This is a genomic window from Coprobacillus cateniformis, from assembly GCF_009767585.1.
GTDB classification, from domain to species: Bacteria; Bacillota_I; Bacilli_A; order Erysipelotrichales; family Coprobacillaceae; genus Coprobacillus; species Coprobacillus cateniformis.
In genome coordinates this window covers 763770-778335 of record NZ_WSNW01000001.1, presented here as the reverse complement: position 1 = coordinate 778335, position 14566 = coordinate 763770, and the positions used below count along the sequence as shown (strand labels likewise).

Annotated in this window: 12 protein-coding genes; all 12 read left to right on the top strand. The window is 32.0% G+C overall.

Annotated features, from left to right (window positions below):
* Positions 1 to 22: 22 nt before the first annotated feature.
* Positions 23 to 2692: a DEAD/DEAH box helicase family protein gene (locus GQF29_RS03915; RefSeq protein ID WP_008788078.1), complete on the top strand. Its 2670-nt coding sequence runs from the start codon at positions 23 to 25 to the stop codon at positions 2690 to 2692.
* Between the two features lie 116 nt (positions 2693 to 2808).
* Complete coding sequence (locus GQF29_RS03910; protein WP_008788079.1) at positions 2809 to 4161, top strand: Cof-type HAD-IIB family hydrolase; 1353 nt, start codon at positions 2809 to 2811, stop codon at positions 4159 to 4161.
* A gap of 218 nt (positions 4162 to 4379) precedes the next feature.
* On the top strand, positions 4380 to 6308 hold the full coding sequence (locus tag GQF29_RS03905) for a BglG family transcription antiterminator (protein ID WP_008788080.1): 1929 nt from the start codon (positions 4380 to 4382) through the stop codon (positions 6306 to 6308).
* Between the two features lie 16 nt (positions 6309 to 6324).
* A complete protein-coding gene (locus GQF29_RS03900) occupies positions 6325 to 6633 on the top strand; it encodes a PTS fructose-like transporter subunit IIB (RefSeq protein WP_008788081.1) in 309 nt (102 codons plus the stop codon).
* Positions 6634 to 6642: 9 nt separating this feature from the next.
* Positions 6643 to 7320, top strand: a complete 678-nt coding sequence (locus GQF29_RS03895; protein WP_008788082.1) for a beta/alpha barrel domain-containing protein — start codon at positions 6643 to 6645, stop codon at positions 7318 to 7320.
* Between the two features lie 21 nt (positions 7321 to 7341).
* Positions 7342 to 7791 carry a PTS sugar transporter subunit IIA gene (locus GQF29_RS03890; protein WP_008788083.1) on the top strand — a complete coding sequence of 150 codons (450 nt, stop codon included), beginning with the start codon at positions 7342 to 7344 and terminating at the stop codon, positions 7789 to 7791.
* 11 nt (positions 7792 to 7802) lie between these two features.
* Positions 7803 to 8894: a PTS fructose transporter subunit EIIC gene (locus tag GQF29_RS03885; RefSeq protein ID WP_008788084.1), complete on the top strand. Its 1092-nt coding sequence runs from the start codon at positions 7803 to 7805 to the stop codon at positions 8892 to 8894.
* Positions 8895 to 9064: 170 nt separating this feature from the next.
* A complete protein-coding gene (locus GQF29_RS03880; RefSeq protein WP_008788085.1) occupies positions 9065 to 9826 on the top strand; it encodes a DeoR/GlpR family DNA-binding transcription regulator in 762 nt (253 codons plus the stop codon).
* A gap of 9 nt (positions 9827 to 9835) precedes the next feature.
* Positions 9836 to 12190: a glycyl radical protein gene (locus tag GQF29_RS03875; protein WP_008788086.1), complete on the top strand. Its 2355-nt coding sequence runs from the start codon at positions 9836 to 9838 to the stop codon at positions 12188 to 12190.
* Complete coding sequence (locus tag GQF29_RS03870) at positions 12177 to 13091, top strand: glycyl-radical enzyme activating protein (RefSeq protein ID WP_017144123.1); 915 nt, start codon at positions 12177 to 12179, stop codon at positions 13089 to 13091. The genes GQF29_RS03875 and GQF29_RS03870 overlap by 14 nt, the downstream gene beginning before the upstream one ends.
* A 12-nt stretch (positions 13092 to 13103) precedes the next feature.
* Positions 13104 to 13784: a fructose-6-phosphate aldolase gene (locus GQF29_RS03865; protein ID WP_008788088.1), complete on the top strand. Its 681-nt coding sequence runs from the start codon at positions 13104 to 13106 to the stop codon at positions 13782 to 13784.
* Between the two features lie 99 nt (positions 13785 to 13883).
* Positions 13884 to 14489 (top strand): PTS sugar transporter subunit IIB, encoded by a 606-nt coding sequence (locus GQF29_RS03860; protein ID WP_017144124.1) that lies wholly within the window; start codon positions 13884 to 13886, stop codon positions 14487 to 14489.
* Positions 14490 to 14566 lie beyond the last annotated feature (77 nt).

Here is a 14566-nt window from a genome sequence, read left to right as displayed (position 1 = left end):
AATATAACGATGGAGGGATATTATGTTATATGATCATATATTAGAGTTTCGTGGAGAGTGGCGTTCTTATCAAAAAAGAGTATTAGACCATTTTTTAGAATATAAACGTGATGGAAAAGTGCATATTGTTGCAGCTCCTGGTTCTGGAAAAACAACACTGGGCATTGAATTGATTCGTTTATTAGATCAACCAGCTATTATTCTTGTTCCAACAATAACAATACGAGAACAATGGGTAGAGAGAATTGAAGAAGCCTTTTTATGTCAAGGTATTGTAGCAAGCAACTACATATCACAGGATATTAAAGATTTAAAACTTATTACAGTGACAACATATCAAGCGATCCATAGTGCCATGTCAGGATATCAGGGAGAACTTGTTGAAGAAGATGATGAGGGAATAAAGAGAAAAGAAGAAGTTGATTATCACGATTATCATCTCTTACAGGCAATTCAAGATGCTAAAATACAAACAATATGTTTAGATGAGTGTCATCATTTACGTAATGAATGGTGGAAATCATTAGAAACATTTAAAAAGGAATTAAAGTGGGATTATACGATTGCTTTAACTGCGACTCCACCATATGATTCTTCGCTATCTATGTGGACTCGTTACATTGATATGTGTGGTGAAATTGATGAAGAAATAACTGTCCCTGAATTGGTAAAGGAGGGGAGTCTATGTCCTCATCAAGATTATGTTTATTTTAATTATCCAACAAAAGAAGAACAACAGGAGATTAAAGTATTCAAAGAAAATGGAGAAGTTCTTCTTCAAAGAATCATGAACGATTTACAGTTTCAATCTGTTATTCAGTCACATCAATGTTTACATGGACATATTGATTTAGATCATTTATTAGAAAAGCCAGAATATTTATCAGCACTACTTATTTATTTAGAAGAAAAGAAGTTAAGTTATCCAACCCAATTTAAACAGATTTTAGGTTATAAACAGTTAGAAAAGATGTCAGTGAAATGGTTACAGATTTTATTACAAGGGTTATTATATGATGATACATTTTCATATCATATAGATGAAGATTATCAAAAGGAACTTATCAAAGAATTAAAGTCTCTAGGTTTTATTGAAAGAAATCAAGTGACTATTGTTGTGAATCAGGCAATTGAAAAAATGTTAGTGAAATCAGTTGGTAAATGTGACAGTATAAAAGATATTGTTTTTCATGAATACAAATGTATGAAAGATGATTTAAGATTATTAATCTTAACAGATTATATACGCAGTGAATATGAAAAAGCAGTTGGTGATGATTCAAGGGATGTTCATAATTTAGGGGTTTTACCATTTTTTGAATTATTAAGAAGAGAAAATGAAAATCAGCAGGAGAATATCCAATTGGGAGTTCTCTGTGGTACGATGGTGATTATTCCTAGTCATGCAAAAGAAAAATTAAAAATGCTTGTTGAAGAACCTGAAAGAATTTCTTTTGAATCTCTTGGATGTATAAGTCAAAATGAATATGTAAAAGTCAATATGAGTGGAAATAATCATTCTATAGTAGGGGCAGTGAGTTCGTTGTTTGAAATGGGTTATATACAGGTCTTAATTGGAACAAAATCACTGCTTGGAGAGGGATGGGATTCCCCTTGTGTCAATACTCTTATACTTGCTAGTTTTGTTGGCTCTTTTATGTTAAGTAATCAGATGCGTGGAAGAGCAATACGTACTTTCACAAATAATCCACAGAAAACAAGTCATATATGGCATTTGGTTTGTGTTGACCCTCAGAAGGCGAAAACTTTAGAAGGTTTAGAAGCAAGTGAAGACTATCAGACATTATGTCGTCGTATGGAACATTTCTTAGGATTACATTATACTGATAATATTATTGAAAATGGAACAGAACGTTTAACTGCCATCAAATTACCTTTGAACCAGCATAATATTCAATTGACAAATAAACAAATGTTACAATTATCATCAAATAGGGATCATTTAAAAAAACGTTGGAATCAATCTTTGGCTGTATATGATAAAATGGAAGTGGTTGAAGATGTAGAGGTTAAAGAAAAAATGATCACAGCAGTTATTTTAACAGATGCGATTAGACATTTTATCATGACATTGATCTGTGGTGTTTTAGGAATGATACTGGGAATAAGTTTGTTACCTATTTTAGGAACAATGGCTATCATTTTGGGACTTTATCTTTTTATCGTACTTTATTGTTTATTTATATTTGCTAAAAAGATTGTGCTATATAAAAATCCTTTATCACGTTTACAAATATTTGGACAAGGTATTCTCCAGGCTATGCAGGCAACGGGACAGTTAGAATCACTTCATTGCATTGTTAAGACTGAATTAATGGGGATTTATCATGTTGTTTACTTAGCTGGTGGGACTGGTCATGATAAGACATTATTTGCTAAATGTGTATATGAATTTTTTGGAGAAATTGATAATCAGAGATATATTTTATATAAATCAAGAAAGAAACGTAAAATGGAAGGTTATTTTGTTATTCCAGAAATTTTTGCGAAACGTAAAGAAGATGCCCAGATATTTGCTCAATATATGAAACCCTTTATTGGAAGATATGATGTTATTTATACACGAAATACTCAAGGGAGACAAATCTTGTTACAAGGAAGAATACATGCTTTAGCAAACCGACAAGAGCGCTGTTTAACAAAAAAGAAGGTGAAAGGGGCTTTAGAATAAGTTCCTTTTCTCAATCAGTGGGTTAATAATTTCAAGTCTTGAAAATCATCTGATATTTGTTTTCATGCGTTGATATTTAGATTATAATACTAATATTATAAAAAGGAGTAGATAAGATGATTAAACTTATAGCGGTAGATATGGATGGAACTTTTTTGGATTCTCAAATGAATTATCAAAGAAGTATCTTTAGAAAAATTTATCAATATTTGAAAAGAAATGAAATACACTTTGTTGTTGCAAGTGGAAATCAATATTATCAATTAAAATCTTTTTTTGATGATTTCCAAGATGAACTCACTTATATTAGTGAAAATGGTGCATTGATTATTGAAAATAAACAAGACATTTTTCATAATGAAATTCCTTATGAAAATCTAGATATTATTATTCAAAGATTACAAAGAAATAAACATATTCGTATATGTTTATGTGGAATGAAATCTGCTTATCTTTTAAATGGGGATCAAGAATTTTATGATTGTTATTCAAAATATTATTATCGTTTAGAAATCATTGAATCATTAAAAGAAATCAATGATACAATCTTAAAAATTGCTTTAATGGTACCTGAAAATGAAACAGAAGATATCTTAAAAGACCTTATTCAAGATTTAGGCCATGTTATTCAGCCTGTATCAAGCGGGCATGGAAGCATTGATTTAATTGTTCCTGGTTTTCATAAAGGATCAGCAATTGAATTTCTCTGTCAACGATATCATATCTCATTAGACGAGTGTGTAGCATTTGGTGATGGTGGTAATGACAAGGAAATGATTGAAAAAGTGAAATATGGATTTGCAATGGATAATGGAAGTCAAGCGATTAAGGAAGTTGCTTATCGCGTTGTTCCATCAAATAATCAACATGGCGTTATTCAAACATTGTTAGAACTCTTTGATATTCCTGAAGTGACTGAAAGAGAAAAAGCATTACTTGGAATGTGGTATGACGCTAATCATGATCCAAAAGTTGTTAAGGATAGATTGAATACGCATCATCTTTGTTATCGATATAATCAAACAGATCCTTTAGAATTAAAACAGCGTCAGAGCATTCTTGAGGACATTTTTCAAGCCAAAGTTGAGAATCTAGAAATTGTTCCACCTTTTTTATGTGATTGTGGACCATATATTCAACTTGGTAAAAATATTTTTGTTAATTCCAATGCTTATTTTATGGATGGTGCAAAGATTACGATTGGAGATAATGTTTTTATTGGTCCATCAGTTGGTTTATACACAGCTATTCATCCTTTAAATTATAAAAAAAGAAATGCTGGTTATGAAAAAGCAAAACCAATTACAATTGGAGATAATGTTTGGTTAGGGGCGAATGTTGTGGTGTTACCTGGTGTGACAATTGGAAGTGGCTCAGTTATTGGGGCTGGAAGTGTTGTAAATAAAGATATTCCTAAAAATGTTGTAGCATTTGGGAACCCTTGTCGTGTCGTTAAAGAAATTGAGTAAATTGATTAAATATTTATTTTTATGTGATTATAAAGATGAATTATATATAAGATATGGATTGTTGAGAAGTGACATCATACGTGATGTTACTTTTTTTTACTCGTTTGTATAGTGGTTATTATATATATTCTTTTTTTGCATGATTGATGATGAAGTGAATTGAGATATCAATTTCGACAAAAAGTGATAAAATAAAATGTGTAGAAAGGAGGATATTTATGAATAAAAAAGCTATTCAGTTAATTGAAAAAATGATTGAAGAAGATGATTATCAAACAGTATCCTTCTTTGCTTTGGGCCTAAATGTTTCTACAAGAACCATTTTTAATTATTTAGAGTTCATAGAAGAAGAACTCAAAGATAGTGATTTATATGTTCATAAAGTACAGGGAAGAGGAATTCGATTGATTGGTTCACAAAAAGATAAGATAGACTTATTACATTCACTTAATGGTGTAGAGGTTTTAAGTACATTAGAAAGGCAACTTATTATTATTCAAAAACTCATTCTCGAAGAACAAACATTGACTTATCAAAAACTATCTGATTATTTTATGGTGAGTACATCTTCTATTACAAAGGATTTAGAAAAAATCCAACATTTCTTTAAGAAATATTCTATTCAGCTTGTTTCTGATAAAAAAGGAACATACGTTATTGGTGATGAATATCACAAACAACTTTGTCAAGTCACGTATTTAGAAGAACGACTTTCATTAAAGAAGAAAAGAAGTGAAGACACATTACAAAAAGAAGATTTATCTCTCTTAAAATTATTTATAGAAGGCGAGATTGTTGATGGTGTTTATCAGATATTTCATGAATTTATTGGTGAGTATCAGCTTCATGTTTCTCATAAGTATTCAAGGCGTATGTTCATAACATTAATTGTTTTTATATCAAGACTGAAGTATGGCAAACACCCATATATTGAAAAAGATTTTTTATTTGAAGAAATGAAATATTTAGATTCTTATATATTAGCAGAAGAACTTTTAAAACGTATTTGTAGTCAGTTTCAAATCGTTTATGAAAGTCAAGATGTTGATTATATAAATAAACAATTGATGGCTTTAAAAATAAAGATAAAAGAAGTTCCAGTCAATCCAATATATTTAAGTTCCATTCAAGAACTTATCAATCAATTGAGTGAAATCTTAAAAGTGAATCTTAATCAAGACCAGAAGCTGCTCAAAAGTCTCTTGTTTCATTTTACACCTATGATCTATAGATTGCGTATGAATGCCAATATTAAGAATCCTTTACTACATGAAATCCAGACACAGTATTCTATATTGTTTTCAATTATCGCACATAGTGTCTATAAAATTGAATCTCAATATCAGGTCATTTTAACGGAAGATGAAATTGCTTTTTTGACAGTTTATTTCCAAGTTGCTTTAGAAAGAAATAAAGGTGGTAAAAAAATATTAATAGTGTGTTTAAGTGGGATTGGAACATCAGAATTAATCTTTCATAAAATTCAAAAAGCGATTCCTGCTCAAGATACTCTTGAAATTACAACATACCATGCCTTAAAGAAGCGTGATTTAAGGAAAATAGATTTGATTATTTCAACAATTGATTTAGATATTGAAGATATTCCTATCATTAAAGTGAGTGCATTGATATCCAATTCAGATTTAAAAAAGATCACAGAGAAATATGCAAATTTCTTTTATAAAGATGACTATGAAAGAGAAATTGAGCACTTTCAATATTTAAAACAATATATTGAAGAGAAAATGATTTTTTGGGATATGGAATTCAAGAATAAAGATGAGTGTTTAAAGTTTGTGATGGAAAAGTTATATTCAGCTGGATATGTGAAAGAGGGATTTGAAAAATCTATTTTAGAACGTGAAAAAATAGGGACGACTGCATTGGATTCAGGAGTTGCCATTCCTCATGCATCGATTGAATATACACGAGAAACAAAAATAGTTATTGTTAATTTAAAACATAAGATATTATGGAATGATAAAAAGATTGATGTTGTGGCTTTAATCAATATCAATCAAAAAGATAAAGCAAATGTAAGAAATCTTTTAGGAGAACTTTATCAATTCATTCGAGAAAGAAAAGATGTTGAAAAATATTTTAAAATGAACACAAAAGATGAATTTATAAAAAGTATTAATCAATAAGGAGGAGGATTAGAAAATGAAAATTGTTGCTGTGACATCATGCCCATCTGGAGTAGCACATACTTACTTGGCTGCTGAAAGTTTGGAAGTTGCTGCTAAAGAAAAGGGGATAGAGATTGCTGTTGAAACACAAGGGTCTATTGGGATTGAAAATGAATTAGATAAGAATGCTATTTTAGAAGCAGATGCTGTGATTTTAACAAATAATATTGGTATTAAAAATGAAGAAAGATTTAAAGGAAAGCCTGTGGTTCGAGTCAGTGCAGGTGATTGTATTAACAAAGCAGGTGCAATTATGGCTAAGTTAAAAGAAAAGTTTGGGTAGGATTGATCAATGAAAGTGAAACTCTCGCCATCATTGATGTGCATAGACCTGTTAAATATAGAAAATGAGATTAAGATTTTAAATATGAAAGCTAATGAATACCATGTTGATATTATTGACTGGCATTATTGTAAAAATATGTCTTTGGCACCATGCTTTATGGAGCAGATTTCAAAGATAACAGATATTCCTATGGATGCTCATTTATATGTAGATAATATTGATATGGATTTGATTGAACTGTGTTGTCAAAGTGGAGCAAAAATATTAACTATGCCTCCAGAAATTATTGAAAAGCAGGTTTATCGTATGAAGCGCTATTTAGATTCTCAGAATGTCCAATTTGGTGTTTTTATCAATCCAGCAGTTTCTTTAGAAATCATTAAACCATATGCACATATTATTGATCGTTTATTGATAATGAGCGTAGATCCAGGATTTGCTGGTCAGCCATTTGTAGAAGCAACATTAAAAAAAATAGCTGAAGCTAAGCAATATAGAGAAGAAAATCATTATCATTATAGTATTGCAGTTGATGGCTGCTGTAATGAAAATTATTATAAACAATTGTATGAAGCGGGTGTAGATGTTTTTATTGTGGGAACAAGTGGTTTGTTTGGCAAAAATACTGATACCAAAAAAGCTTTAGATATTGCAGTGTCAAATATAGAACTAGCAACACGTTAGTGTGAGAAATGGGGAATAATTATGTCTTGTATCATGAATGAAGAACTTGTTAATTTACATATGAAAGCAAAAACAAAGGAAGAGGCTATTAAGGAACTGGCTAGAAATGTTGAATCAGCTAAGCGAATAGAGAATTATGAGGAGTATGTAGTGAGTGTATTTGAAAGAGAAAATATGACATCTACTGGAATTGGGTTTAAAATTGCGATTCCACATGGAAAAAGCTCAACAGTTAAATCTTCAACAGTCGCCTTTGGAAGATTAGAAGAAGATATTGCTTGGGAAAGTTTAGATGGTGATGACGTCCGCTTTGTATTCTTATTGGCAATTCCAGAGTCTTGTCAAGGTGATGAACATTTGCGAATCATTGCCCAATTATCAAGAAAATTAATTCATGAAGAATTTCGTCAGAAGTTAGCAACTGCAAAAGATCCTAAAGATGTTGTGACTTTATTAGAAGATCAAATATAAGGAGAATTATCATGGAAGAAATAATGAAAATATTAAGGGAAACAAAAAAACATGTCATGACTGGAATTTCATATATGATTCCATTTGTGGTTACAGGTGGTGTCGTTTTGGCGGTTTGTGTTTTGATTGGAGGAGAACATGCTGTTCCAACAGAAGGTGCATTGGGAAAGATTGCTACTATTGGATCAGCAGGATTAGGTTTAATGGTTCCTATTCTGTCAGGTTTTATTGCCTATTCTATTTGTGATCGTGCTGGGTTAGCGCCAGGAATTATTGGAGGTTTTATTGCGAATAATATTGGGGCTGGGTTTATTGGTGGAATCATTTCAGGTCTTTTGGCAGGGATTGTTGTCAGTTATTTAAAAAAGATTAAGGTGCCTAGTTCATTAAGATCAGTCATGCCAATCTTTGTCATACCATTGGTAGGAGGGTTAATTGTCTCATCAATAATGTTGTTTATTGTTGGTGAACCAATTGCAGCTTTAATGACATTCTTAACAGATCTCTTAGAAGGCATGAGTACTGGAAATGCCATCTTCTTAGCACTTATTCTTGGAATGATGAATTGTACTGATATGGGTGGTCCAATTGGAAAGGTTTCTTATGGATTTGGAACAGCCATGTTATCTAATATCAATCCAGCAACTGGTTTGCCTAATGAATCATCATTGTTAATTATGGCAGCTGTAGGAGTTTCTTGTGCAATTCCACCTCTTGCCTGTGGATTGTCTACTTTACTCTTTAAGAATAAATTTAATACAGAAGAAAAAGAAGCTGGGAAGGCAGCTTTAATTATGGGCTGTGTTTCTATTTCAGAAGGTGCAATTCCTTTTGCTGCAACCGATCCACTCCGTGTCATACCTTCTTGTATGGTAGGTGGCGGATTAGGAGCAGTGATTGCAATGATGTTTGGTGCGGGTAATCCAGCTCCTTGGGGAGGATTTATTGTTGCTCCGATTGTAACCAATCCATTGGTTTATGTTTTGGCTATTTGTATAGGGGCAATTGTTGGTGCGATCCTGATGGGTATTCTCAAGAAGGAAACGAAAGAACAAGTTCAAAGAGAAGATAATGACATTGAGTTAGATATTGAAATTCTTTAAACCGTATATAGGATAATAAAAAGTGAATGGGAGTCAAACTCTCATTTCTTTTATGTTATTATTAATCTTTATTGTTTTATATTGAAATAAGTCTTGAAATCTCTTTAAAAAGAATTATAATAAAGATAAATCAATAATAAATAATAATAAACGATAAGAAAGGAGAATATATGTTTGCTCAAGAAAGACAAGAAAGTATTGTAAGCCAAGTGAATATAGAAGGCAGTGTGAGAGTCAAGGATTTAAGTGTCAAGTTTGCAGTGACAGAAGACTGTATTCGAAAAGATTTAGCTATATTAGAGAAAAGAGGTTTATTAAAAAAAGCGTATGGAGGAGCAGTTAGTGTTCGCCAAAATCCTCATATGTATAATAGTGAAGAACGTAAAAATACACCTAATCATGAAAGAGTTCTGATTGCTCAAAAAGCCATGACACTTATTCATGAGCGGGATACCATTTTTTTAGATGTTTCACTTGCAAGTGTTGAAATTGCAAAATTATTAAGTGAATCTTCATTACAGATGACAGTCATGACAAATATGATAGATGTCTTAAATATTCTCAGTCATAGTTCTCATATTTCCATTGTTTTCATTGGTGGTCAGTTAAATCAGGAATGCGATGGGTTTTGGGGTTCTCTTTCTGTTCAAATGATTCAATTATTTAAAATCGATAAAGCTTTTTTAGGTGTTGTTGGTGTGAATACATTAACAGGACAATTATCAACTTATCATGTGGATGATGGTTTTATGAAAAAAACACTTATTCAACAAAGTCAAATGAGTTATTTATTATGTGAAGAAAGAAAGTTTAAAGAAGATGGCAGCTTTGTGTTTGCCTCTTTGAATGATGTGAGTGGTCTCTTGACTTCTAAAGAACTTCATACAAACATCAAAGAAGATTTAGAAGATTATGGTTTAGTTATCATATAGGAGGAAGTTATGGAAGGGTTATATCAAACAAATCGTGTGAAAACTTTAAAAGAAAAGATGGTGAATGAGCCACGCTATGTTTCTATTGAACAAGCAAGAATTATTACACGTGTTTATCAGCAAAATGAAGATTTGTCGATTCCTATGAAAAGAGCTCTCTCTTTAAAAGCGGCGTTAGAAGAATTAGAAATAGGTGTAGAAAAAGAAGAACTGATTGTTGGGAATAGAACAAAAGGTGTTCGTTATGGTGTTGTTTTTCCTGAAAGTGGCTGTTCATGGGTTTATAACGAAATCGAAAATTTACCTTATCGTCCACAAGATCAGTTTCTTGTAAAAGAAGCAGATATTCAAGAATTTAAAGAAGTGATTTATCCATATTGGAAAGGTCATTCTATGGAAGATGTTATTCGTCATCAGTATGGTCAAGAGATTGATGCTATGGCTAAGGTTGTGAAAATTAATCAAAAAGATCATGCGCAAGGACATATTTGTCCAGATTCCAAGCTCTGGTTAGAATTAGGACCACAAGGCTTAATCAAAAAGGCCCAAGAGAAATTAAAGACATGCTCCAAAGAGCACAAGGAATTCTATGAATGTACAATTTTAGTTTTACAGGGAGCATGTACATTTATGCGAAGGTATCATGATTATATAAAAGAGATGCTTCCTCATGTTGAATCACAATATCAAGCAACACTACAAACAGTTGCAGATAATTGTTTGCATTTATCAAAGCGTGCACCTGAATCATTTCATGAAGCTTTACAGTCTTTATGGTTTCTCTTTGTCATTCTACACATGGAATCAAATGCTTCATCATTTTCACCAGGGAGAATAGATCAATACCTCTATCCATTTTATCAAAAGGATAAAAATGCTGGAATTATTGATGATCAATATGCATTAGAATTATTAGAATGTTTATGGTTAAAGTTTAATGAAATTGTCTATTTAAGAAATCAACATAGTGCGAAATACTTTGCTGGATTTCCTATTGGCTTTAATATTGCGATTGGTGGATTAGATGAAAATGGTCAAGACACATATAATGAAATATCTTTACTTTGTTTGAAAGCGCAATATCATTTAGGATTACCCCAACCAAACTTATCAGTTCGTTTGAATAAACATTCATCACATGAATTGATGCAAGAAGCAATCAAGGTTGTTGCAAAAGGCAGTGGTATGCCTCAATTTTTTAATGATGAAGCTATTGTGCAAACAATGATTGATGATTTAAACATTGAACCTCAAGATGCTTTGAATTATGCAATTGTTGGTTGTGTTGAATTGACAACTCATGGAAATAATTTAGGATGGTCAGATGCCGCCATGTTTAATTTGAATAAAGCTTTAGAATTAACCCTAAATCATGGAAAATGTTTATTGACTGGGAATCAGATAGGATTGGATTTAGGAAGTCTTGAAACTTATCAAACATTTCAGGATTTAGAAAATGCATTTCAAAAACAAGTTGATTATTTTATTGAAGAAATGATGAAGGCTGAAGTTATTGTTGAAAAAGTTCATCAAGAATGCTTACCATCTGCATTCTTATCAACTGTGATTGATGACTGTTTAGAAAAAGGCCTGGATGTCACTCGTGGTGGTGCGAAATATAATTTATCAGGTATTCAAATGATTCAGGTTGCGAATTTAGCTGATTCCTTGGCTGCTATTCAAAAATTAGTTTATGAAGAAGAGATGATTTCAAAGCATGAATTGCTTGTTTCTTTGCAAGATGATTTTAAGGGTCATGACATTACACAGGCAATGTTATTAAATAAGGCGCCTAAATATGGTAATGATATTGAATGGGTTGATCATCTTGGTGCCAAGTGGGCTGAATATTTTAGAGAGAGAATGAAAGAATTTACAAATTATCGTGGGGGTCCATATCATACAGGTATGTATACAGTTTCTGCACATGTTCCAATGGGAGAGAATGTTGGAGCATCTCCAGATGGTCGCAATGCTTTGACACCGCTTGCTGATGGTGGAATGTCACCAGTCTATGGTCGTGATTTATCAGGGCCAACAGCTGTTTTAAAATCTGTCTCACGCATGAAGAACACTCTGACAACAAATGGTGGACTTTTAAATATGAAATTCTTACCTGAGTTCTTCAAAACAGAAATAGGAATGCGTAAGTTTGAGAATTTCTTACGTGCCTTTGTGGATTTGGAAATTCCTCATATTCAATTTAATGTCGTAAGAAGAGAAGATTTATTAGATGCGAAAGTTCATCCAGAACGTCATAAGTCATTAACAATTCGTGTGGCAGGCTATACAGCTTACTTTGTAGAATTAGCTGGTAAACTGCAAGATGAAATTATTGAGAGAACAGCTTATGAAGATATCTAAAGCACTTGTTTTTGATATCAAAAGATTTGCAGTTCATGATGGTCATGGCATTCGGACAACAGTTTTCTTTAAGGGCTGCCCCTTGAGATGTGTGTGGTGTCAAAATCCTGAAGGATTATCTTCAAAACGCAACCCCATTTATTTTGAAAAGAGTTGTATTCATTGTCGTCGTTGTGAGCAATATGCAAATGATGGTCAAATGACTTATCAAAATGATCGTCCTTATTTCAATAAGGAGTGTGAAAATTTTGATAATCTTGTAAAGTATTGTCCCACTGGAGCCATTCGTTATGATAGTGAATTGTATGATATTGAAGAATTAATGATAAAAATAAAACAGGATGAAGTTTTCTTTCGTGAAGAAGGCGGTGTAACCTTTTCTGGTGGTGAACCCTTTATGCAAGGTGATTTCTTGATTGAAATCTTAAAACGTTGTCATGAAGAGGGGATTCATACAGCAATTGAAACATCATTGCATGTTTCATTAGATTTGATGAAACAAGCTTTACCTTATTTAGATTTAATCTACGTTGATTTAAAAATATATGATCATCAAAAACATCAACAATATACAGGTGTCTCTTCACATCTGATTAAAAACAATATAAAATATATATTAGAAAGTCAACATAGAGATAAGGTTATTATCAGAACACCATTGATTCCATCAATGAGTGCAACTGATGACAATATAACAGCGATATCTGAATTCTTAGTGAATATTTATCCAGAAGTCAAGTATGAATTATTGAATTATAATCCATTAGCTTCATCTAAGTATTCACTTGTAGGTTTAGAATATGGCTTGTCAACAGACTTAAAAATGTTTAATCAAGAACAAATGCAGCATTTTTATGATTTGATTTATCAGACAGGTATAAAAAATTTAATCATCGAATAGGAGAAAAGAGAAATGGAATTTATTATTGATACAGTTGATTTAGAAGAAATTAAGGATGCAGTAGAACATATGCCAATTGTGGGAGTAACAAGTAATCCCTCAATTGTCAAAAGAACAAGCCCAGCAAAGTTCTTTGATCATATGAGAGAGATTAGAAATATCATCGGAAAAGAGAGAAGTTTACACGTACAAGTGATTTCTAAGGATTGTGAGACAATTGTCAAAGAAGCTCATCGTATTTTAGAAGAAATTGATAATCAGGTTTATATCAAGGTTCCAGTTTCATATGAAGGAGTCAAAGCCATCAAGATTTTAAAGTCAGAAGGCATCAATGTCACAGCGACAGCAGTCTATGATTTGATGCAGGCTTATATGGCACTAGCAGCAGGAGCGGATTATATTGCGCCTTATGTGAATCGTATAGGGAACTTAGGAAGTGATCCAATGGAACTGATCAATGAATTATCAAATCGTATTGCAATGGATGGATATGACTGTAAGATTATTGCAGCCAGTTTCAAAGGCGTACAACAGGTTAGAGATTCATTCAATTATGGGGCACAGGCCATTACAGCACCAGTAGAGGTGTTAAAAGCGATATTCAAGAATCCAAACATTGAAAAAGCAGTAGATGATTTCAATAGTGACTGGTATGCAATGTATGGAGAAGGAACAGGCATTTGTGATTTATAAGAAGGGAAATACCTTCTTTTTTTCTTTTTTTGAAAAACACTTGACTTAGAGTTAACTCCAAGTGGTAAGATACGGATGAAAAAAGAGGGAGGAATGAAGATGAATGAATTTTATGAAGATTTAATGTGTCCAGTTGTTTATCGTTGGGTGAAAAATCATGAAGGAGTCAAAATATGTCATAACAAATGTTGTACACTTTGGATAGATAATGGAGATATTTATGGTGTTATTGAGTTTCATGATGAGAATATTGTTGAGTTAACTGTGAAAGATACGAAGAGTCATGAAAATATATTTTATTTACATTTTCAAATGCATGATATGAATTCAAGTCTACAACAGTTCAATACTTTCTTTCATTATTTAACAACGCCTTCATCTGAGCACCATGACATGAATGTGCATCAAACAGATATTAAGAAGATTTTATTAAGTTGCAGTGGAGGGTTAACGACATCTTATTTTGCATATTCTATTCAAGAGATGATGAATCATAGGGATTTAGGAATACAGGTAGATGCGGTTGGTTATAGTGATATTGATAATGTTGCTAATGAGTATGATATAATTTTACTTGCGCCACAAATTGCTTATATGTTACCTGAATATAGAGAAAAGTATGGAAATAAGGTTATGACAATTGAAACTGTAGATTTTGCAACAAGTGATTTTGAAGGAATTATCCAAAAAGCATTAAATTCATAATAAAGAGCAATTATGCTTCTTTTTTTATTGAATTGTCAAAAAATGAAAAAAAATGGCGTAGAAATGTTAAGTTTATG